This is a genomic window from Lysobacter sp. CCNWLW3, from assembly GCF_036697405.1.
Taxonomy (GTDB): Bacteria; Pseudomonadota; Gammaproteobacteria; order Xanthomonadales; family Xanthomonadaceae; genus Lysobacter.
Window position 1 is genome coordinate 21,008 of sequence record NZ_JBAHWA010000013.1, and the last position, 21,311, is coordinate 42,318.

General features: G+C 69.6%; 17 protein-coding genes. 5 read left to right on the top strand and 12 right to left on the bottom strand.

Annotation, left to right across the window (positions count from 1 at the left end; translation table 11 throughout):
- Positions 1–10: 10 nt before the first annotated feature.
- The 5 genes from V1318_RS16895 to V1318_RS16915 are packed head-to-tail and all read right to left on the bottom strand — an operon-like array spanning position 11 to position 4,874.
- Entirely contained in the window at positions 11–1,243 is a 1,233-nt protein-coding gene (locus V1318_RS16895; RefSeq protein WP_332940901.1) for an FtsX-like permease family protein, read from the bottom strand.
- 8 nt (positions 1,244–1,251) lie between these two features.
- Positions 1,252–2,565 (bottom strand): ABC transporter permease, encoded by a 1,314-nt coding sequence (locus V1318_RS16900; RefSeq protein WP_332940957.1) that lies wholly within the window; start codon positions 2,563–2,565, stop codon positions 1,252–1,254.
- Between the two features lie 25 nt (positions 2,566–2,590).
- Positions 2,591–3,316 carry an ABC transporter ATP-binding protein gene (locus V1318_RS16905; protein ID WP_332940902.1) on the bottom strand — a complete coding sequence of 242 codons (726 nt, stop codon included), beginning with the start codon at positions 3,314–3,316 and terminating at the stop codon, positions 2,591–2,593.
- 35 nt (positions 3,317–3,351) lie between these two features.
- Positions 3,352–3,585: a hypothetical protein gene (locus V1318_RS16910; protein ID WP_332940903.1), complete on the bottom strand. Its 234-nt coding sequence runs from the start codon at positions 3,583–3,585 to the stop codon at positions 3,352–3,354.
- A 2-nt stretch (positions 3,586–3,587) separates the two neighbouring features.
- Positions 3,588–4,874 (bottom strand): HlyD family efflux transporter periplasmic adaptor subunit, encoded by a 1,287-nt coding sequence (locus V1318_RS16915; RefSeq protein WP_332940904.1) that lies wholly within the window; start codon positions 4,872–4,874, stop codon positions 3,588–3,590.
- A 195-nt stretch (positions 4,875–5,069) separates the two neighbouring features.
- Between V1318_RS16915 and glmS the strand changes: the two genes are divergently transcribed.
- The 3 genes from glmS to V1318_RS16930 all read left to right on the top strand — a co-directional run bounded on the left by glmS (position 5,070) and on the right by V1318_RS16930 (position 8,685).
- Positions 5,070–6,902 carry a glutamine--fructose-6-phosphate transaminase (isomerizing) gene (gene glmS, locus V1318_RS16920; RefSeq protein ID WP_332940906.1) on the top strand — a complete coding sequence of 611 codons (1,833 nt, stop codon included), beginning with the start codon at positions 5,070–5,072 and terminating at the stop codon, positions 6,900–6,902.
- A gap of 191 nt (positions 6,903–7,093) precedes the next feature.
- Entirely contained in the window at positions 7,094–7,399 is a 306-nt protein-coding gene (locus V1318_RS16925; RefSeq protein WP_332940907.1) for a helix-turn-helix transcriptional regulator, read from the top strand.
- Positions 7,399–8,685 (top strand): type II toxin-antitoxin system HipA family toxin, encoded by a 1,287-nt coding sequence (locus tag V1318_RS16930; RefSeq protein ID WP_332940908.1) that lies wholly within the window; start codon positions 7,399–7,401, stop codon positions 8,683–8,685. Before V1318_RS16925 ends, V1318_RS16930 begins: the two co-directional genes overlap by 1 nt.
- Before the next feature lie 103 nt (positions 8,686–8,788).
- Here the strand turns inward: V1318_RS16930 and V1318_RS16935 are convergent, their stop codons facing one another.
- From V1318_RS16935 to V1318_RS16945, 3 genes are all read right to left on the bottom strand, one after another.
- Positions 8,789–10,372, bottom strand: a complete 1,584-nt coding sequence (locus tag V1318_RS16935; RefSeq protein WP_332940909.1) for a Na+/H+ antiporter — start codon at positions 10,370–10,372, stop codon at positions 8,789–8,791.
- Between the two features lie 242 nt (positions 10,373–10,614).
- Complete coding sequence (locus V1318_RS16940; protein WP_332940910.1) at positions 10,615–12,165, bottom strand: phospholipase D family protein; 1,551 nt, start codon at positions 12,163–12,165, stop codon at positions 10,615–10,617.
- Between the two features lie 111 nt (positions 12,166–12,276).
- Positions 12,277–13,218, bottom strand: coding sequence for a LysR substrate-binding domain-containing protein (locus tag V1318_RS16945; RefSeq protein WP_332940911.1), 942 nt, complete (start codon positions 13,216–13,218; stop codon positions 12,277–12,279).
- A gap of 261 nt (positions 13,219–13,479) precedes the next feature.
- On the opposite strand from V1318_RS16945, the gene V1318_RS16950 reads away from it, so the two are divergent.
- The gene (locus tag V1318_RS16950) at positions 13,480–14,316 is read left to right on the top strand and encodes a nuclear transport factor 2 family protein (RefSeq protein WP_332940912.1); all 837 of its coding nucleotides are present in this window, start codon (positions 13,480–13,482) and stop codon (positions 14,314–14,316) included.
- A gap of 47 nt (positions 14,317–14,363) precedes the next feature.
- Here V1318_RS16950 and V1318_RS16955 read toward each other — a convergent pair whose 3' ends face one another.
- The 3 genes from V1318_RS16955 to V1318_RS16965 form a co-directional block, all read right to left on the bottom strand.
- The gene (locus tag V1318_RS16955; protein WP_332940913.1) at positions 14,364–14,861 is read right to left on the bottom strand and encodes an anthrone oxygenase family protein; all 498 of its coding nucleotides are present in this window, start codon (positions 14,859–14,861) and stop codon (positions 14,364–14,366) included.
- Positions 14,862–14,924: 63 nt separating this feature from the next.
- Positions 14,925–15,908, bottom strand: a complete 984-nt coding sequence (locus V1318_RS16960; RefSeq protein WP_332940914.1) for a hypothetical protein — start codon at positions 15,906–15,908, stop codon at positions 14,925–14,927.
- Positions 15,909–15,919: 11 nt separating this feature from the next.
- On the bottom strand, positions 15,920–17,062 hold the full coding sequence (locus V1318_RS16965; RefSeq protein ID WP_332940915.1) for a hypothetical protein: 1,143 nt from the start codon (positions 17,060–17,062) through the stop codon (positions 15,920–15,922).
- 100 nt (positions 17,063–17,162) lie between these two features.
- Between V1318_RS16965 and V1318_RS16970 the strand changes: the two genes are divergently transcribed.
- Positions 17,163–18,098, top strand: coding sequence for a LysR substrate-binding domain-containing protein (locus tag V1318_RS16970; protein ID WP_332940916.1), 936 nt, complete (start codon positions 17,163–17,165; stop codon positions 18,096–18,098).
- A gap of 154 nt (positions 18,099–18,252) precedes the next feature.
- Here the strand turns inward: V1318_RS16970 and V1318_RS16975 are convergent, their stop codons facing one another.
- Positions 18,253–21,258, bottom strand: a complete 3,006-nt coding sequence (locus tag V1318_RS16975; protein ID WP_332940917.1) for a serine/threonine-protein kinase — start codon at positions 21,256–21,258, stop codon at positions 18,253–18,255.
- Between the last annotated feature and the right edge of the window lie 53 nt (positions 21,259–21,311).

Genomic DNA, 21,311 nt, shown 5'->3' on the forward strand with positions numbered 1-21,311 from the left:
TGCGAAGGCGTCAGATCGAGCGGGTCGCGACCGCCGGCGGCACCGCCGCGGCCCGCCGCGCCGGGCCGAACACCGCGACCTGGCCCAGCGTCCACAGCACCAGTGCGCCCAGCGGCAGATAGATCGCGGGCAGCCGCGGCAGTTCGTAGTGGCTCATCAGCACCATGTTGATGCCGTAGGCCAGGGCCATGCCGATCACGATGCCGAGCGTGGCGAGCAGGAAGTTCTCGGTCTGGAAGTAGCGCAGCACCTGGCCGCGGGTCGCGCCCAGCGCGCGCCGCACGCCGATCTGCTTGGTCCGCTGCTGCACCCAGAAGCTGGCCAGGCCGACGATGCCCAGGGCGGTCACCACCAGCAGCGCGATGCACACCGCCACCAGCAGCCAGGCCATGGAACGGTCCTGCTGATAGAAGTCGCGGCGCATCTGCTCCAGGGTCATGCTGTACTCGTTGAGGATGATGCGGGTCGGCCCGTTCTTCTCCAGGGTCGCGATCGCGGCCTTCAGGGTCTCGTCGCGACGGCTGGGGTCCACGCGCAGCAGGTAGTTGCCGCCGACCTCGTAGGTCACCCGGATCGGGAACAGCACCGCGTACTCGTACTCGGCGGCGCCGCCGCGGTTGTTCGGTCGCGCCAGGTGGTCGACCACGCCGACGATGCGGATCGGCTTGGAGCCCCAGCTGTAGAAGTTCTTGCCGACCGCGTTCTCGCCCGGAAACAGCTTCTCGGCCACCACCTTGGTGATGATCGCCGCCGGCACGCCGGCGTCGTCGGGCAGCTTGTCGAAGTCTTCGTAGTTGACGTACTCGTCGCTGTTGAAGCGGCGGCCGGCGATCAGGTTCAGGCCGAGGGTGTCGATCAGCTGTTCGTCGCCGAAGTAGGTGGTCGCGCTGAGGTTCGGGAACGGTTGCTCCTGCTTCAGGCTCACGCCGCTGTTCCAGGAGGAGTTGCCGAACGTGACCTGGTTGGAGACGGTCGCGGCCTTGACTCCGGGCAGCCCGCGCAGCGCGGCCAGGTCGGCCTGGGTGACGGCGCGCGCGTCCTTGTTGTTGTTGATGCCGGTCAGCTGCACGCGCACGATTTCGTTCTCGGCCAGGCCGCTGGTGCGGTTCATCAGTTCCAGGCGGTTGCTGATCAGGAACACGGCGTTGCAGATGATGGCGCAGCTCAGCGCGATCTCGAACACGATCAGCGCGGCGGCGGTCTTGTGGCGACGCAGGGTCGTCAGGATGGGGCGGATGTCCATGGGTGGCCTCACTGGCTCTTGAGCTGGATGGCCGGGGTCACCTGGCAGGCATGCCAGGCCGGCAACAGGCCGGCCAGCACGCTGGCGACGACCGCGATCACGAAGGTGGCGACCAGCATGGTCGGGTCCAGATGCGCGAGTTCGGCGTAGCTGGCGGGCTGTTGGCGCACCGCCCACAGTCCCAGCATCGCCAGGCCCAGGCCGATCACGCCGCCGACCAGGCCGACGGTGCCGGCCTCGACCAGGCATTGGGCGAAGATCGCCCGCCGCGAGGCGCCGAGCGCGCGCCGCACGCCGATCTCGTTGGCGCGGCGCAGGAACTTGGCCAGCAGCAGGCCGACGGTGTTGAGCAGGCACACCAGCAGGAAGCCGAAGGCCAGCCAGGTCTGCAGGCGCACGTCGGCCGGCACGACATGGTTGTGGTCCAGCCAGTCCATCACGTTGTACAGGCGCACGTTGGTCGGACGCTCGAAGCGACCGGCGCGGCGTTGCTCGTCGGAGTAGTTGCCCAGATAGGCCAGGTAGTCCTTGGCCTTGTCGGCCGATTCCAGCTCGACCCAGTACTGCAGCCAGGCGCAGGGCGCATTGAGCGCGTGCGAGCCCTCCTCGTCGTCGGTGCGATTCTCGCCCCAGCAGTTCATGTCGCCGTTGTTGCCCATGCGCAGGACGGTCGAGGTCGAGAACGGGATGAACACCTGTTCGGCGCGACCGAAGCGTTCGTTGCTCAGGTCGTAGAAGCGCGGGGTCGGGCGCCAGTTGTCGACCACGCCGACCACGCGGAACTCCGACTCGTTGATCCGGATCGGCTTGCCCACGCTGGAGCCCGCGCCGTACAGCTTCTCGCTGAGCTCCTTGCTGATCACCGCCACCCGCGAACGGTTCTCGTCGTCGCTGGCCTTCCAGCCGCCGCCCTGCAGGAAGGGCACGTCGAACATGGCGAACATGTCGGCCGAGGTGAAGCGCGCGTCGGCCATGAACGGGGTCAGGCCCTGGCGTTCGGGTTCGATGTTGGCCGCGCCGGCGGTCATCACCGCCTGGCGCACGCCGCGCTTGGCGCGCAGCAGGGCCTCGGAATCGAAGCGGGTCATCTGGAACGAGGGATCCTCGCCCGGCGTGTAGCCGTCCTTGGTGCGCGGATCCATCTGCACGTAGAACAGGCGGTCGCTCTTGCCCGGGATCGGGTTGCCGGAGAGCACGTAGAACACCGTCAGCGTGGTCATGCTCGCGCCGATGCCGAGCGCGATGGCCAGCACCATCAGCGCGGTCAGCATCTTGTTGCGGCGGAAGCTGCGCAACGCCAGATCGAAGTAGTAGGCGAACATGGAGTTAGCGATCATCGCGGCGTCCTCAGGCGGTCGTTGCGGCGGCGTCGTCGTTGGCCAGCGAGCGCACCAGGCTGGGCACGGCCGCGAAATCGGTGGCCATGCCGTCGACGATGTGCACGTTGCGCTGCGCGCGCGCGGCCAGTTCCGGGTCGTGGGTGACCATGACGATGGTGGTGCCCTGCACGTTGATCTCCTCCAGCAGCTCCATCACGCCGCGCGCCATCTGCGAGTCGAGGTTGCCGGTGGGTTCGTCGGCCAGCAGCAGGCGCGGGCTGCCGGCCAGGGCGCGCGCGATCGCGGCGCGCTGCTGCTGGCCGCCCGACAGTTCGGCCGGGTAGTGCTTCATGCGCGAGCCCAGGCCGACCCGGCTCAGCGCGTCCTCGATGCGCTGGCGGCGCTCGGCGCCGGGCATGCCGCGATAGCGCAGGGGCACGTCGACGTTGTCGAACAGGTTCAGGTCGGGAATCAGGTTGAAGCCCTGGAAGATGAAGCCGATCTTGCGGTTGCGCAGCCGGGAGCGCGCGTCGTCGGACATGCCGCTCACGTCCTCGCCGTCGAGCCGGAACTCGCCGCCGGTGAAGGTTTCCAGCAGGCCGGCGATATTGAGGAAGGTGGTCTTGCCCGAGCCCGACGGGCCGGTGACCGCGACGAACTCGCCTTCGCGCACGTGCAGGTCCAGCGAGCGCAGCGCGTGGGTTTCGACGAGTTCGGTGCGGTAAACCTTGGTGACCTGGCGCATGTCGAGCATGACGGTATGTCCTGAGTGTAGAAGTGGAAGAGGAATCAGCGCACGCGGAACGAGGTCGGCGCGGCGTTGCGCAGGTAACCGTTGCGACGCCAGCCGTGGATCGGCGTTTCGACGTTGGCGCTGGGCTGGGCCTGGGCGCGCGCGGCGTCGAAGTCGAACAGCTCGCTCAGGCGCAGCGGCATCGCGCCGGCCAGGTCGTCGCAGGTCCAATGCAGGTCGAACGGGAACACGCTGTTGTTGAGCACGGGGGTCTGGTCGGAAGCTTTCATGGTCATTCTCCTGAGAGGCGGATGCTTTCTGCGTTGTCGAACTGGTCGCTGCCGGACACCACCACGCGCTCGCCCGGCTGCACGCCCGAGACGATCTCGACCGCGCTGAGGCTGCTCGCGCCGGCCTGGATCGGGCGCCGCACCGCGCGACCGCCGTCGACCACGTAGGCGAAGCGGCCACCGGCCTGTTCGAGGAAGGGACCGCGCTCGACCATCAGCACGTTGCGGCGGGTGTCGAGCACGATGCGGGCGGACAGGCGCTGGTTCTGGCGCAGGCCCGGCGGCTGCTTGCCGGTGAAGCGCAGGCGGCTGGTGACTTCGCCGTTGACGACTTCCGGCGACACCGCCGAGACCTGCGCGGCGTAAGGCTCGCCGGCGCCGCTGGTGATCTGCGCCGGCATGCCGATGCCCAGGTCGCGGGCGAAGCTTTCCGGCACCTTGATCTCGACTTCGAACACGGCCAGATCGACCACGCTCAAGACCGGCGCGTTGGCGGCGACGTTGGCGCGCTGCGCGATCTGGACCTGACCGACCTGGCCGTCGAAGGGCGCGCGCAGGGTCAGCGCGTCGACCTGGCGCTGGGTCTCGATCACGATCGCGCGCTGGCGGTCGGCGAGCAGGCGCTTGTTGCGCGTGTCCAGGCCGGCGCCCTGGCCCTGCAGGCCGGCGTCCTCGCGCGCATGCGCCAGGCCGATGTCGGCCTTCTTGAGCTCGTCCTGCGCGCGCGCCACGTCGACCTGCGCCACCGCGCCGCCTTCGAAGCCGCGCTGCTGGCGTTCGAGGTCGCGGATCGCGGCGGTGCGTTCGATCTGGGCCTGGTCGTAGGCCTTGCGCGCGTTCGAGCGCGCCAGCTGGGCGTCGAGCTCGGAGCGGCCGGCTTCGGCTTCCAGGCTGGCCAGGGTCGCCTGCTCCTGCGCGAGCTTGCTGCGCAGTTCGGGGCTGTCGATTTCGGCCAGGGCCTGGCCCTGCTTGACCACGTCGCCGGCGACCACCTTCAGGCTGACCGTGCCCGCGGCGATCGCGTACAGGGTGGGGCTGTTGGCGGCGATCACGCGGCCGTCGGCGGAGATGTCGCGCACCAGGTCGCCGCGCTTGACCTCGGAGATGCGCACCCGCGAGGCGTCGACCGAACGGCCGCCGGCGCTCCAGCCCGACAGCAGCCAGGCCGCGATGGCGATGGTGCCGACGCCGGCGGCGCCGGCCAGCAGCCAGGGACGACGGCGCTTGCTCGCGCTGGAGGAGGTGGCAGCGACGGGGCGGTCCTGGGCGGCGGTATCGCGGATGCTCATGCGGCGTTCGGCTCGGCGGGTGGGCGAAGGTCTTTGCTGTTAAGCAATGCACAACCCGTGCCAATCGCAAGCTGTTGATTTTATTGGTTGGCGCGCCGTGTCCGGGTGTCCGTCCGGACGGACACCGCGTCCGCCGGACGTGTCGCACGCGCCACGCCGTTAAACTAGGTGGACACCAGCAGGAGCATTCGCAGCATGTGTGGAATCGTCGGCGCGATCGCGGATCGCGATGTGGTACCGGTCCTGATCGAAGGTCTCAAGCGGCTGGAATACCGCGGTTACGACTCCGCCGGCATCGCGGTGGTCGACGGTGTCGAGGTGCGGCGCGTGCGCCGCACCGGGCGCGTCGCCGAAATGGAAGGCGCGGCCCAGTCGGAAGGCTTCCACGCCACGCTCGGCATCGGCCACACCCGCTGGGCCACGCACGGTGGCGTCACCGAGGCCAATGCCCATCCGCACATCAGCTTCGGCGAACTGGCGGTGGTGCATAACGGCATCATCGAGAACCACGAAGAACAGCGCGAGCGCCTGCGCGCGGCCGGCTATACCTTCGAGTCGCAGACCGACACCGAGGTCATCGCCCATCTGATCCATCATTACCAGTCGCAGGGCATGGACCTGGTGGTCGCGGTGCAGAGCGCGGTGCGCGAGTTGATCGGCGCCTACGCGATCGCCGTGGTCAGCAAGCGCGAACCCGACCGTCTGGTCGCCGCGCGCATGGGCTGCCCGCTGCTGGTCGGCCTGGGCGAGGGCGAGAACTTCGTCGCCAGCGACGTCTCGGCGATCATCCAGGCCACCCGCAAGGTGATCTTCCTCGAGGAAGGCGACACCGCCGACGTGCGCCGCGACGGCGTTAGCGTCTACGACGAACACGGCCGGCCGGCCGAACGCGACGTCCACATGTCGGACGTCTCGCTGGCTTCGCTGGAGCTGGGCCCGTACCGCCACTTCATGCAGAAGGAGATCCACGAGCAGCCGCGCGCGATCGCCGACACCATCCAGGCGGTGATGGACGACGGCGCGTTCTCGCCGGCCTTGTTCGGGCGCGAGGCCGAGCCGGTGCTGCGCGATATCGAAGGCGTGCAGATCCTGGCCTGCGGCACCAGCTATTACGCCGGCCTGACCGCGCGTTACTGGATCGAAGCCATCGCCGGCCTGCCTTGCCAGGTCGAGATCGCCAGCGAATACCGTTACCGCAAGGCGGTCGCCAACCCGAAGCAGCTGATCGTGACGATCTCGCAGTCGGGCGAAACCCTGGACACGATGGAGGCGCTGAAGTACGCCAAGTCGCTGGGCCACGAGCGCACCCTGTCGATCTGCAACGTGCCCGAAAGCGCGATCCCGCGCGCCAGCAAGCTGGTCTACTACACCCGCGCCGGCGCCGAGATCGGCGTCGCCTCGACCAAGGCCTTCACCACCCAGCTGGTGGCGCTGTTCACCCTGACCGCGACCCTGGCCAAGCTGCAGGGCCGCCTGGACGCCGCGCAGGAAGCCGATTTCATCGACGCGCTGCGCCGCCTGCCCGGCAGCGTGCAGCACGCCTTGAACCTGGAGCCGCAGATCACCGCCTGGGCCGACCGCTTCGCGCCCAAGCAGCACGCGCTGTTCCTGGGCCGCGGCGTGCACTACCCGATCGCGCTGGAAGGCGCGCTCAAGCTCAAGGAAATCTCCTACATCCACGCCGAGGCCTACCCGGCCGGCGAACTCAAGCACGGCCCGCTGGCGCTGGTCGACGCGGCCATGCCGGTGGTGGTGATCGCGCCCAAGGACAGCCTGCTGGAGAAGGTGAAGTCGAACATGCAGGAAGTGCGCGCGCGCGGCGGCGAGCTGTTCGTGTTCACCGACGAGGACAGCCAGTTCGGCCCCTCCGAAGGCGTGCACGTGATCCGCGCCCCGCGCCACGTCGGCGTGCTGTCGCCGGTGGTGCACGCGATCCCGGTGCAGCTGCTGGCCTACCACGCCGCGCTCGCGCGCGGCACCGACGTCGACAAGCCGCGCAACCTGGCCAAGTCGGTGACGGTGGAGTGATGCGCGCCGACACGCGGTGGGGCCAGCGCCGCCACTAGTCTACATGGTGATAATTAGCGTTTTTACGCCTATTAATCGATAATGTCGCCTTATTTGGTGAAAAATCGCTAATTGATAGGAGTCTATTTAACTAGCGGATTTCCGCCTTGTGGTACGCTTTCTCTCGGTAATTCAGCGGAAAAGCGCTAGTTATGAGCACGGTATTCAAGACGCCGCAGGAGCTCCTGGGCGAGCTTGGGGAGCGCCTCAGCCGGCTGCGGATCGGCAAGGAACTCACCCAGGCCGAACTGGCCAGCCGGGCCGGCGTGTCGCCGCGGGCGCTGGGTGACCTCGAGCGCGGCCGGGGCTCGTCGCTGATCACCTATGTCAGCGTGCTCAAGGCCCTGGACGCCTTGTCGTCGCTGGACGCGTTGGCGCCGGCACCGACGATCAGTCCCATGGCCCTGCTCCGCAGCCGGCAAGCGCAGCCCAAGCGGGCGCCGAGGCGGCGGCGCTGATGAGCCCCTTGCAACTCAAGGTCGTCGAAGTGCGCATATGGGGTAAGCGCGTCGGGGCCGTCGCCGCCGATCCCAGCTATGGGTCCTATGCCTTCGAGTACGACCAGGCCTGGGCGCGGCGCGGTATTCAGCTGGCCCCCCTGACCATGCCCACCACCGGCGTCGGCACCTACACATTCCCCAGCCTGGATCGGGAGGCTTACAAGGGCTTGCCGGGCATGCTCGCAGACGCCTTGCCCGACGATTTCGGCAACCAGCTGATCGACGCTTGGATGGCCAGCCACGGCATCGGCAAACAGGACGTGACCACCCTGGACCGCCTTGCCTACATGGGCAAGCGCGGCATGGGCGCGATCGAATTCCGGCCGGCCCGCGGTTCTGCCAAGGAATCCAAGCAGCCGCTGGCGATGAAGAGCCTGGTGGAAGAGGCGCGCCGCGCCATCCATGCCGATCTGAGCGACGACCAAGCCGCGCAAGCGGCGTTGGCCAACATCATTCGGGTGGGCACCTCCGCCGGCGGCGCGCGCGCCAAGGCCGTCATCGCCTGGAATCCGCGAACCAACGAAATCCGAAGCGGCCAGTTCGATGTGGACCCGGGTTGGGAGCACTGGTTGTTGAAGCTCGACGGCGTCGGCAAGGATCTCGAGCTGGGATCCAGCCAGGACTATGGGCGGATCGAGTACGCCTACCATCTGATGGCCGTGGCCGCCGGCGTCGTCATGAGCCCCTGCCGACTCCTGCAGGAGAACGGCCGGCGGCACTTCATGACCCAACGCTTCGACCGCGAGGGCAACAGGAAGGTGCATGTGCAGACGCTGTGCGCCCTGCAGCACCTCAACTACAAGCAGCGAGGCACGCATGCCTACGAACAGCTGTTCATGGTGGCCGCACACCTTGGGCTCGCTCCCGAAGCGCTGACTCAACTGTTCGCGAGAATGGTGTTCAACGTGGCGGCCAAGAACCATGACGACCACACGAAGAACCATGCCTTCATGCTGCGCGAAGGCGACGCCTGGGAATTGACTCCGGCCTACGACGTAACCTTCGCCTACAACCCGAAAGGCGAGTGGACCCAACAGCACCTGATGAGCATCAACGGCAAGTTCGACGGGATCGCGAAGGATGACCTGTTGAACGTGGCGGCCCGGTTCTCGGTTCCGGATGCGGACAAGACGCTAGGCCGGGTGCTGGAGGCCGTCCGGGAATGGCCGGGCTTCGCCGCGGAGGCGGGCGTGCAGGACGGAGAGATCGCCAGGATCGGGGGGCTGCACCTCACCGCGTTCTGATCGATAAGGGCGGCTGCCGGCGCGTGAGCAGGGCGCGTCCGTTCTCGGTCGGCGCTCACGCCGTCTTGGGCGGCCATGGCGGCGAGCGGATCTGGCGGGTCCCCTAGGCCTTGGCCGAAAGCGCGCTCAGCTCTTCCAGGTCCAGGTCGCGTTCCAGCTCGCGCAGCGTCGCGTCGTCGATCTCGCCGGCGCGGTGCAGGCGGATGAGTTCGCGGCGGCCGCTGGCGACCGCTTCCAGCACGACGTCGAAGTGCGCGTGCAGCAGCGGCGTGTAGTGTTCGGTGCGTGCGGCGTAGTCGACGATCGCCACCGACTTGCGCTCGTACTGCGCGAACAGCTTCGGATGGATCAGGTTGCCCTCGCCGTCGTAGGCCAGGCCTTTGACCGTGGCGAACTGCGCCTGGGCCATGGCCGCCTCGGCCTGGCTCATGCTCATGCGCGGTTTCTCCGCTTCCGGCTCGACCAGTCGCGCCCAGGCGATCACGCGTCCCAGGGTCATACCCTGCAGCAGTACGGTGCCGAGGATGACGGCGAACGAGGTGACCAGGATGAAGTCGCGGCCGGGGAAGCCTTCCGGCACGCTCAGCGCCAGGGCCAGGGTGACCACGCCGCGTACGCCGGCCCAGCTCAGTACCGTCGAGCCGCGCGCGCCGATGGGCTGATAACGCCGGATCCCGAGCGCGTTGCACAGCCTGATGATCAGATCGGAGCCGAACACCCAGGCGAAGCGCGCGACGGTGAGCGCGGCGAGGATCGCCAGTATCTGCCAGCCCATCGTCGCGGCCACCACGCCGAAGCCGCCGCCGCGCTCGACCACGCCGCGCAGCGACAGCCCGATCAGGATGAAGACCGAGGCTTCCATCAGGAACACCAGCACGGTCCAGAACGAAGTGCCGCGCATGCGTGTGGAGGCCGACAGGACGATGCTGGAGTTCCAGCTCGCGATCAGGCCGGTGGTCACGGTGGCGATCACGCCGGACACGTGCAGCATTTCGCCGAGCAGATAGGAACTCCACGCCAGCAGCGTGGTGGCCGCGATGATCAGGTACTCGTCGCCGAGGCGGCGCACCAGCTTGACCCAGAGCAGGCCGACCACGGCGCCGACGGCCACGCCTCCCAGGGCCAGCAGGAAGAAGCTTCCCACCGCCTCGCCCGCGCTGAAGGCGCCGGTGACGCCGGCGGCGACCGCGAAACGGAACAGCACCAGGCCGCTGGCGTCGTTGAGCAGGCTTTCGCCTTCCAGCAGGATCTGCAGGCGCCGCGGCAGCTTGACCCGCTGCAGCACCGAGCGCGCGGACACGGCGTCGGGCGGCGAGACGATCGCCCCCAGCGCCGCGCAGGCGGCCCAGGGCAGCGACGGAAACAGCAGGTGGGCGACCACGGCCACGACCACGCAGGTGAACAGCACCGCGCCCACGGCCAGCGAGCCGATGCCGATCAGATGGCGGCGCAGCCGGCCCAGGGCGATGGACCAGGCGCCGTCCAACAGCAGGGGCGGCAGGAAGATCACCAGCACCAGCTCGGGATCGACGCTGATGGTCGGCAGGCCCGGCAGGAAGGCGAGCGCCGCGCCGCCGGCGAGCAGGCCCACCGAGGGCGGCAGCCCCAGCCTATGGGCGACGTAGTGCAGCGCGATGATCGCCAGGAACATCACGATCACCAACTCGAACAAGTGGCTTGGATCCATGCCGTTCTCCTTCGACCCGGCGCCGGCCGCGCCCGATCCTGTTTCCAAACATGATGGGCCGAAACGCAATCGGCGGGGAGGCCGGGTTCTCGCGGCGAACGCCTTCCGAGCGGCCGGTCAAGCCTGGGTCTCCCGGGGCGCGAGCGCGATGCGACCAGCCGTCGTCGCCGCGCGCCGGTCGGACTCGCGCCGGTTCGCGGCGCGAGCGGCCAGCGGCCAGCGGCGCCGGGCTAAGCGGCGTCCTACAACTGCGATTCGATCGGCAGCCAGCCCATGACCCGAGCCGTCGCGCGCCGCGTGAGGCTGGCGTCCGGTTCGTGGTCCAGCCGGCGCGGCGGCCGGCTGGTCTCGTCCAGCCAGCACAAACGGCCGCGATCCAGCGCCACCCGGTAGCTCAGCGCCGGCGCGGCCAGGCGCTCGTACTCGCTGCGCAGGGATGCGGCCAGGGTGGCGTCGTCGAACAGCACGCCCATCTCGGTGTTGAGTTCGGCCGAACGCGGGTCGAGGTTGAAGGAGCCGACGAAGCCGCGCGCGCCGTCGACCACGAAGGCCTTGGTGTGCAGGCTGGCGCCGCTGCTGCCGAACAGGCTGGCGGCGGCGTTGGGGCCGCTGCGGCGAATTTCGTACAGGCGCACGCCACCCGCGAGCAGGCGCTCGCGGTAGCGCGCATAGCCGCTATGCACCGCGGGCACGTCGTTCGCGGCCAGGGAATTGGTCACCACGCCGACCTGGGCGCCCTTGCCCACCAACGCGACCAGCCCCTGGCTGCCTTCGTCGCCGGGCACGAAGTAGGGCGAGATCAGCAAGGCCTCGCGCTGGGTGGTGGCGAGTTCGGCGATCAGCCGCGTCACCAGCCAGTCCTCGCCGTCGTCGCCGCGCTTGAGCGCCGGGTCCGACAGCACGCGCACGCCGCCGCTCCAGTGCATGCCGGTATCCCAGGGCAGGTTTTGGTCCAGGGAGCTGGAGACCCGATCCAGGTAGCGCTTGGCCTCGGCGCCCTTGGCCTCGTCGCCGATCTGGGCGATATAGGCCTGCATCGCGGCCGGGTCCTTGTCCCTGAGCGCGGCGATCGGCACCACCGCGGCGCTGTTCCAGTAGCGGTCGAAGATGGCGCTGGCGTCGGCGACCGCCGGACCGGCCAAGACCAGGTCGAGGTCGCGGAAGTTCACTTCCTGGTGGGCGTCGAAATATTCGTCGCCGATATTGCGGCCGCCGACCACCGCGACCCGGCCGTCGGCGATCCAGGCCTTGTTGTGCATGCGGTGGTTGATGCTGAAGACGCGTTGCACCATTTCCAGCAGGCGCCACAGCCCCTCGCGATTGCGGAAAGGGTTGTACAGGCGGATCTCGATGTTGGGATGCGCGTCCAGCACCATCAGGGCCGGGTCCAGGCCCTTGGCGTTGATGTCGTCCAGCAGCAGGCGCACGCGCACCCCGCGTTCGGCCGCGGCGTAGACCTCGCGCCCGAGCAGGCCGCCGACCAGGTCGTCGTGCCACATGTAGTACTGCAGGTCCAGGCTGCGGCCGCTGGCGCGCGCGCTGGTCGCGCGCGCGGCGAAGGCTTCCAGGCCGCCGGCGATCATCAGCACGCCGGTCTTGCCCGGATGCGCGGCCAGGCGCGGCGCCAGTTCGCGGTCGATCGTGGTTTGTGCCGCGCGTAGCGGCAGGTGAGTGCTGGGCGCGCCGGTCGCGGGCGGGGTCAGGCGGTCGGCCAGGAGCACGCCGCTGGCGACCAGCGCCAACAGTGCCAGCAGGCCCCAGGCGAACCAACGCCAGCTTATGCGGATGCGCATCGCGGCTCCTTAGCGGTTGCAGAAGTATGCGATGCGCCTATCGGGCACGCCAAGACAGCCGCGCCCGTCTTGTCCGGGCACTGCGCAAGCTCGCAGGGCAGGCTTAGGCGGTCATCCTGCGTTTGCGCCATCGGATGCATCCGGTCGCTGCGCCACGGCGTTCTCATGCGCAGTCTTGCAGCACGCCTCCGCCTGCTCCAGCAACCAAGCGCGGAACGCGCGAATCTTTCCGCTGTTGCGGCGCGCGGCCGGATAGGCGAGCCAGTAGTCGCGGTGATCGCGCACGACCGTATCGAACGGCTGCAGCAGCCGGCCCGCCGCGAGCTCGGCTTCGAAGAACAAGGGTGAGCTGATCGCCACGCCATGCCCGGCGATCGCGGCGGTGACGGCGTGCTGTTCGACATCGAGCTCCACGCCGGGTTTCGCGCTCAGGTCGGCATCCGGTAAGCCGGCGGCGGCGAACCAGGCGCGCCACCAGCGCTCGCGGCCGTAGCGCGGCAGTGTCAGCAGGTCGGCGGGCTTGCGCAGGCGTTTGCGCAGGGCCGGGCCGCACAGCGGCGTGAACAGGCTGGGCATCAGGAAGTCCGCGTGCAGATCCGGCCAGTCGCCGGCGCCGATGCGGATGCCGACATCGAACTCGCCCTGGCTCAGATCGATCAGCGGCACGCCGGTGTCCAGCCGCACGGCGAGTCTGGGCTGCGCGAGTTGGAAGAAGCCCAGGCGCGGTACCAGCCAGGTGGCCGCGATGGTCGGCAGCGATGTGATCGCCAATTCGGATTCCTCGTGCTCCAGCGTTTGCGCGAACGCGGCATGCAACTGCTTGAACGCGTCCAGCACGGCGGGGCCCAGGCGTTGTCCGGCCGGCGTCAGCACGACTTGGCGCGGCTGGCGTTGGAACAGGCTCAGGCCCAGGCGTCGCTCCAACTGCTTGATCTGGTAGCTCACCGCCGCCTGGGTCATGTGCAGTTCGTCGGCGGCGCGGGTGAAGCTGCCCAGCCGCGCGGCGGCTTCGAAGGCGCGGATGGCGGGCAGGGGCGGCAGCGGACTATTCATAAGTACACCTTATCCATAGGCGACGAATTTCGCGTTGTGCGCCTGGCGAACCGATGCCTAGGATCGCGCTTATGCAGCGGAATCAAGCCAATCTCACGCGAATCGCCCCGGCTGGACGCGAATATGTGCCAGAAGTCAGGCTAGGGCAAGACCGCCGCATGGCCGATCCGTTTTCCCATCGCCTGCGTCGCGCTGTCGGCAGCCGGCGCGGTGCGGATCTCTCCCTCCCCCCGTCCATCGACAAGCACCGGAGTCCGCGTCATGCGTAGCCTCGTTCTGATCCTCGCCCTGCTGGCGGCATCGCCAGCGGCCGCCGTAGAAGCCACCGCGACCAACGCGGAGGAAGTCGTCGTACTGAAGGATTCCGCCGCGCTCAACAATGCCGACCTGGGCGCGCTGATGGCGGTGCTCGCGCCCTCGCTGCGCATCTACAAGCCACCGGTCGAGCCGCACAGCCTGGTCGGGCCGCTGTCGGAGAAGATCGGCACCTACGAGCAGGTGCGCAGCTTCTTCAGCGAGAACTTCAAGCAGGGTCCGCAAGGCCGGCATGAAGTGCTGGACATGGTCTCGATGGGGGACCTGGTGCTGGCGCACGTGGAGTTCCAATTCCTCGGCCAGGCCGAGACCCACCAGATGCTCACCGGGTTCCGGGTGCGCAACGGCTTGATCGAATCGATCTGGCATATCGCGCGCGCCGACAACGCGCCGGTCGATTCGGGCGCCGCCGCGCAGGCGGTGATCCGGCGCTTCAACGAGGCGGCCGACCGCAACGACGTCGACACGTTCCTGGCGCAGTTCTCGCCGGACGCGCGCAACTTCCACTTCCGCAATGCGCCGGACGCGTTCGGCGGCGGACCGTCCAAGAGCATCACCGACGCGGCCAGCCGCGAACGCGTGTTCCGCCAGATGTTCGCGCAGCGGCCGGCGCGGATCGAGGTCTTGGAAGGCTTGGCGGTGGGCGAATGGGTGGTCAGCCACGATCGCGCCACCCAGAAGGACGGCACGGTGTCCGAAGGCCTGTCGATCTACCGCGTGCAGGGCGGCAAGATCGTCGACGACTGGTACCTGGCGGAGAGGAAGCCGGCGGGCCGGTCCTGAGGGATCGTCGCGGCTCGCGCCCGGAACCGGCGCGAGCCGCCTTCGCGCTAAACCGATGCGGCGCGCTCGACCAGGGCCAGCACGAACATCGCGCTGGCGACGGTGCAGCCCAGCGTGCGCACATGGTTCCAACGCGTCCAATCGCGCAGATAGCGCTGCCAGACCGGCAGCGCGGCTTCGCCGGCCCGATCGACCGCGGCCAGGGCGTTATTGAGCGGCACGTTGAGGGCCACCGTGCACACGAACATGCCCAGGACATGCGCGGCGCCGCCGACCAGCATGGCCGCGGAACCCGGCCTGTCCCAATGCATCGTCGCGATGCCGCCCAGCGCCAGCGCGGCCAAGGTCGTCGCCCAGAACAGCGGCATGAACAGCGAGCGCAGGATGACGCGGTTGATCGCATTCATCGCAGCGATGCCGGACGCGGGCGCGATGCGGCCCAGCGCGCTCATGATGAAGACCGAGAAGGCGAAGAACAGGCCGCCGAGCAGGCCGCAGCCGATCGCGCCAGTCCACAGCAGGACGCTGATGACGGTGTCCATCATCGCAAGGGCTCCTCGCGCGTCGAGCGGAGGACGACGGTTGCGCCTTCCGTCGCCGTCGAGAGCCTAGTGCTTGGGGACGCTGTCCGTCGAGTGCTCGCGTGCCGTATCGGCGGCCTGCGGCGGCAGGCGGTAGCGAACCAGGTACAGCTCCATGCTTTGCGCACCGTCGCGCTGGGCCGAGTAAAGCAGCCGATCGCGTTGCGACCAGTCCAGCATCGGTCCGTAGCTGTCGGTCCGCGCGCTGTTCACGCTCAGCGGCAGGCGCTGGCCCGCGGTGTAGCCATCGCCTTGCGGTCTGGCCAGATACAGGTCGACGCGATCGGTGCGGAAATCCTGCGCGCGCGAGTAGACGATGCTGACGTCGTCGCCGAGGTAGCTGGCATCGAAATCGTTGGCGGACGTGTTGATGTCGCCGCTCAAGCGGTGCGCGGCCGCGAAGCCCTTGCCGCGCCGGTGCGCGACGTAGAGATCGAGCCCGCCCGCGCCACCCGGGCGGTCGCTGGAGAACAGCAGGCGCCGGCCGTCGGCCGACAGCATGGGCGCGTACTCCTTGCCGGCGCTGTTCACCGCCGCGCCCAGGTGCTCGGGCTGGCCGAAGCCGTCGGCCGTGACCGCCACTCGCCACAGGTCGTCGGCGCCCAGGCCGCCCGGGCGGTCCGAGCAGAAGTAGATGCTGCGGCCGTCGGCGGAAAACGCCGGGTCGAAGTCGCGGCCCGGCGAATTGAACGGCACCGGCGCGGCTTCGCTCCAGCCCTGCGCGCCGCGGCGCGAGATCCAGATGTCGTAGCCGCCGGCGCCGCCGGGCCGGTCGCGGCTGAACCACAGCGCGGTGCGGCCGTCGGGGCTGAGGGTGAGGCGGATCTCCGCGTGGCGCGTGGAGGCGATGCCGGGCGCGAACACAGTGGGCGCATCGAGGATCTCGATGACCGGCTTCGATGCTTCGTCCGCGATCGCGGGCGCGCTGGCGCCGCTCGCGATCGCGGCCAGTACCGGCGCGCAGGTCGCGGCCAGGAGGAGTGCGTGCTTGGCTGCGATTTCCGCGCGCATCGATCGCCCTCCTAGGCCTTGCGCACGAAATCGCTGATCCAATTGGTTTCCCAGCTGGCGCCGCCGTCGTTGGAGCAGGCCTGCTCCCAACGCGCCGAGCGCGCCGTGATGCGCGACCACAGCACGCGGGTCTTGATCGGCTTGCCGTCTAGGCTGTCGTCGCCGATGAAGCTGCCCAAGCCCTGGGCGTCGAAGCCGCCGCGTACGGGCGCGGCGATCGACGTCGGCGTGCGGCCGTCCAGCCACCAGCTCAGCCACTGCCTGGCTTGCGGATCGTAGGAGCGCAGGCCGACGCCGCGCACCGTGCCGGTCGGAAATTCGAAGACGTTGTCGCCGACGTTGCCGTGGCCGCCGAGCACCGGCCAATTGCGCAGCGTGCCGCCGAACTCGTCCCAGTCCTGGCTGCCGACCAGGCGCTGGCGCAGGCGGCGGTGGCTGACCTGCCACTCGCCGACCAGGAAGTCGAAATCGCGCGGCGCGCCGGCGAGCTTGTCCAGGGGGGAGGGCCGCGCCGCGGTGCGGGTGAAGTAGTTGCGCCAGTTCACTTCCCAACTGGCGCCGTCGTCGGGCGAGAAGGCCTGCTCCCACCACGGTTGCGCGCCGTGGATGTCGTGCCAGCGGAAGCGCATCAGGATCGGCTTGCCGCGCAGGGTGTCGCGGCCGAGGAACTGGCCGCCGTCGCCGTCGAAGCCGCCGCGCACCGGCGGATCGATATGGGTGGGATTCCGCGCGTCCAGCCACCAGATCGACCACTGGCCCGAGGCGCGGTCGAAGGCGCGGATGCCCAGGCCGCGGTAGGGGTCGCCGGGCAGGTCGACGATGTTGTCGTCGATGGTGCCCAGGCCGCCCAGGGTCGCCCAGCAGGCGCTCTTGCCGGCGAAGTCCTGCCAATCCTGGCTGCCCGTCAGCCGCTCCTTGAGGCGGCGATGGCGCACCTCCCAGTTGCCCAGCAGCCAGGCCCAGTCCCGCGCATGCGGGCCGGCCTGGGCGGCGACCGCGGCGGGCGCCTTCGCCCAGCTCCAGGCGGGCAGGGCCAGCGCCGCGGCACCGGCCAGGCCCGCGCGGGCGATGAAGCCGCGACGGTCGGGCGAGGCGGGCGCTCCGGCGGCCTCGGCGGTGGTCGGGGATGCGGAACGGAGGAAGAGAGGGGGCATGCGCGGTCCCTGTGGCGGTGGGCGGATCGACGGCGCCAGCATGGAATGCGGCCGGCACGGTTGACGACGCAAATTCGCGGCCGCAGGCTAAGTCACACTTATGGTCCAGGCATCGCGCTTCCCCTCTCTGTCCGCGATCCGGGCCTTCGAATCGGCGGCCCGGCTGGGCAGTTTCGCCAAGGCCGCGCAGGAACTGGACACCTCGGCGGCCTCGGTCAGCTACCACGTGCGCCGGCTGGAGGAGCAGATCGGCGTGGCCCTGTTCCGGCGCCATCCGCACCGGGTCGAGCTGACCGAGTCGGGCGAACTGGTCGCGCGCGAGGCCATCGCCGCCTTCGCCGCGCTGCGCGCCAGCTTCATCCGCGCGGTCGACATCGACGAGTCGCGTTTGTCGCTGACCACCCTGCCGACCCTGGGCACCAGCTGGCTCACGCCCAAGCTGGGGCGCTTCCGCGCGCGCCATCCGCAGATCGCCTTGGAACTGGATCTGTCGGTCGAGGCCCAGGACCTGGGCATCGGGCGCTACGACCTGGCGATCCGCAACGGCCACGGCAGCTGGCCCGGGCTGCAGGCCATGGAGTTGTTCCCCGCGATCTTCATGCCCCTGTGCGCGCCGGCCCTGCGCGCGGCCGCGGCGGAGCTGGGCGATCCGCGCCGACCGTTGGCCGTACCCCGGCTGGGGCGGCCGGACTGGTGGGCGCTGTGGTACCGCGCGCAAGGCCACGCCGACGCCGCGCCCGGCGGTTTCGGCACCCATCTGTCGGCCGAGCACCTGGACGTGGCCGCCGCGGTCGCCGGCCACGGCATCGCGATCGGTTCGCCGATCCTGTTCCGCAACGAACTCGAGAGCGGACGCCTGGTGCCCGCACACGATTTCGTCGCCGGCGACGGCCGCGCGTTCTGGCTCACCTACCCCAGTGCGCGCCAGCACGGCGGCAAGATCGCCAAGTTCCGCCAATGGCTGGGCGAGGAAGTCGCGCGCGACCGCGAGGCGGCGCAGGCCTATCTGCGGCGGGCGGTGATCGTCGCGTCCTGAGCCTTGCGCGATGCGTCGCCAGACCGAGGAGCCGGGCCAGGAGAGGTACAGCGCGAACGCGCAGGCGCAGGAAGCGGTCGATACGCGATCGCGTCCGCCGCCGTCAAACCGGCGGGCGTTCGCGGCCGCGCGCGTTACCGCGTCGGGCGCGGCCTTATCGCCGCGCGGCCCCTTCGGCCGGCGACGCGGGCGCGCCAGCGTTCTTGCAGGCGCGGGCGCGCTGGTTCACCGCTTCGTTCTCCGCTTTCGATATCCACAGGGCGTCGGTGCCGTCCAGCATCTGGCCGCGGTCGCGCAGGCTGTCGCGGTAGCTGCGCACCGTCCGCGTAAGGCCGTCGTCGGGCTTGAGCACGCGTTCGTCGAAACGCAGCGCCTGCTCCAGATAGCCCGCGGCCTCGGCCTGACGGCAGGTCTCGTGCGCGTACAGCGCGCGGTACACCAGCGCCTGGTTCAGCAGCCGGGCGCGCGAATACTGCTCGTTGGTTCGCCCGATCGCCGCGGCATTGAGGATGTCGCGATGCCTGCCGATACGGCTGGCGATGCCCAGGTCGGCTCGTTCTCGATGACCTTGCAGATACAACAACTGATCGCTGAGCTGGCCCAGCTGTTGCCGCAGCAGGTCGTCGCGCCCGCCGTAATAGCGCTCGGCCTCGAGGATGCCTTCCTGTAAGTGGTAGCTGGCCGTGGACAGTCGCGCGCGGTCGCCGTCTCCGATGATGGCCGCGGCCATCTGGCGCCGTTCGTAGGGCGCGGCGATGCCCGACAGCTGTTTCGCGGCGATCGTTCGCTGCAACTGCTCGATGCCTTCGGCGAAATCGCGTGGGTTGCGATCGGCGCCGGACAGGCCGACCAGGGCGGCGCCCAGGTTGCCCCGGAGCGCGATGGTGAGTTCGGCGCGCGGACCGGCGGTGCGCTCGAGCGTGGCCAGCGCCTCGCGCAGCAGGCGCACGAGGTCCTGCTTGTCGCGCGCGATCGCCCAGGCCACGCTGCCCAGGGCGGCGGCGTAGTTGGGGTTCTCGCGTCCGTAGCTCGCCTCCAGTTGCGCCAGCGCGCCCTTGACGTCGCCCGGCACGGGACGCGGGTACTGCACCCAGGCTTCGCGTACCGTGGCCTGGGCGGTCTTGGGATGGTTCGGGCCGAGGTGGCGGCTGCGGTTGGCGACCAGCTCCTGCGCGCGCTCCAGTACCCCCGGCTTCATCCGGCGGCCGAGGATCACGACCTGCATCTCCAGCGCATCGTCGGCCAGCACCGGATTGAGCGGGCGCGCCAGGGCTTCGGCGCGCTTGGCGTCGGCCTCGGCCTCCTCGAAGCGCAGCATCCGATGCAGGAAGTTCGCGCGCACCAACAGCAGCTCGGCCTGCATCTCCTCGTGGCCCTTCGGCAGGTGCTGGGCCTGGCCCAGCACGCGGTCCATGGTGCGGATCGCGGCCAGGGTGTCGGCCTGCCCCCATTGCGCCTTCGCCAGTTCGGCGCCGAAGGTCAGTCGCATCGACCGGGTATCGTCGCGGTCGCCCAGCGCATCCAGCTGGAGCTGCGCCAGTCTCGCCGCGTCGGCGTAGCGGCCATAGCTGTTGAGCATCGACAGGTGCGTGGCCGCGATGAAGCCGTCGTCGTCGTGCCCGTCGCCCAGCGCGCGCTGCGCTTCGGCGGCCAGCAGGCTGGCGCGGCGGTAGTCGCCGAGCACGGCGTAGCTGCGCGCCAGGGTCGCCAGGCTGCGCGAGCGCAGCAGCGGGTGTTCGTCCAGCGGCAGTTCGCGCAGTTCGCGTTCGGTCTTGTCCAGCAGGCCCTTCGACGAGAACGGCGTGCTGCCCAGGCCCGACAGGGTCGCGGTGCCGAGCGTGGAGGCGAACAGATGGCTGACCACGGCGGTGGCCTGCGCCTCGCGCACCGCCGCCCGGTGTTCGCGCCAGGCCAGTCCGGCGCCGGCCAGGCCGGCGATCACCACCGCGGCGCAGATGCCGGCGGACAGGCGATGGCGGCGCAGGAACTTGCGCGCCCGGTACAGGACATCGTCGCCGCGCAAGGCCAGCGGCCGATGCTCGCGCCAGCGCCGCAGTTCCTCGGCGAACTCCTTGACGCTGGGGTAGCGGTCCTGCGGCTTCGCGGCCACCGCCTTGCGCACCAGCGCGGACAGGTCGCCGGCCAGCACGCGCCTGAGCGCGGCCGCATCGGCAAGACCGCGTCGCCGCGCGGCCTCGGCGGAGGCCTCGTCCACCAGTCGATCCATCGGCACGGCCTGGCCGCCGGTCTCGTCCGGCAGGAGATCGCGCAGCGTGTGCAGCGGCGACGGCCATTGCCCGCACAACAGGCGATAGCTCAGCACGCCCAACGCGTACAGGTCCGTGGCCGGGCCGTTGGCGCCGCGTTCGCGCGCTTCCGGGGCGGCGTAGTCGCGGCTCAGCGCGATCTGCTCGCGCTCGGCGCCCTCGCGCGCGACGAAGGTGGAGGCGATGCCGAAATCCACCAAATGCACCCGGCCGTCGGCGGTGACCATCAGGTTGGAGGGTTTGATGTCGCGGTGCAGGACGCCTTGCGCGTGCGCGTAGGCGAGCGCCTCGCTGGCCTGGATCAGCAAATCCACGCGCAGGTCGATGCCCGCGTCGCGGCCGTCGCACCAGGCGTCGATGGCGATACCCTCGACGTAGCGCATCGCGAACCAGGGGTGGCCGGTTTCGTCCACGCCGCCGTCGATCAAGGCGGCGATGCCGGGATGTTCCAGCCGCGCCAGCACGTCGCGTTCGTCGCGGAACGCCGCGATCAGGGCGGGCGTCACCAGTTCGGTGAGGATGCACTTGAGCGCGACGCGTTGCCGGTAATGGCCGTCGTCGCGCTGGGCTTCGTACACGGTGCCCATGCCGCCGTGCGCGATCAATCGCTCGATGCGCCAGGCGCCCAGGCGCGTTCCGATCCGCGGATCCGGCCCCGCCGCTGTCGGCTCCCCCTGGTCGGACGGTGCCTGCCGGCTGGAGATCACCGCCGCCGCCGATCGGTCCAGCGCCTCGCTTCGCGCGCCGGTGTCGGAGGCCAGCATGGCCCGCAGGGCGCGGTGCAGTTCCGGATCGCGCGTGGACAACTCCGCCAGCGCGCGTTCGCGCTGCGCGGGCGGCAGATCGACATAGTCGTCGAACAGGGCCAGGGCGCGTGCGTCGACCCGGTTCATGGCGTTGCCCGCGAGGTTTCGGGCCAGGCTGCCGTGGAGCCGATGAGGAAGGG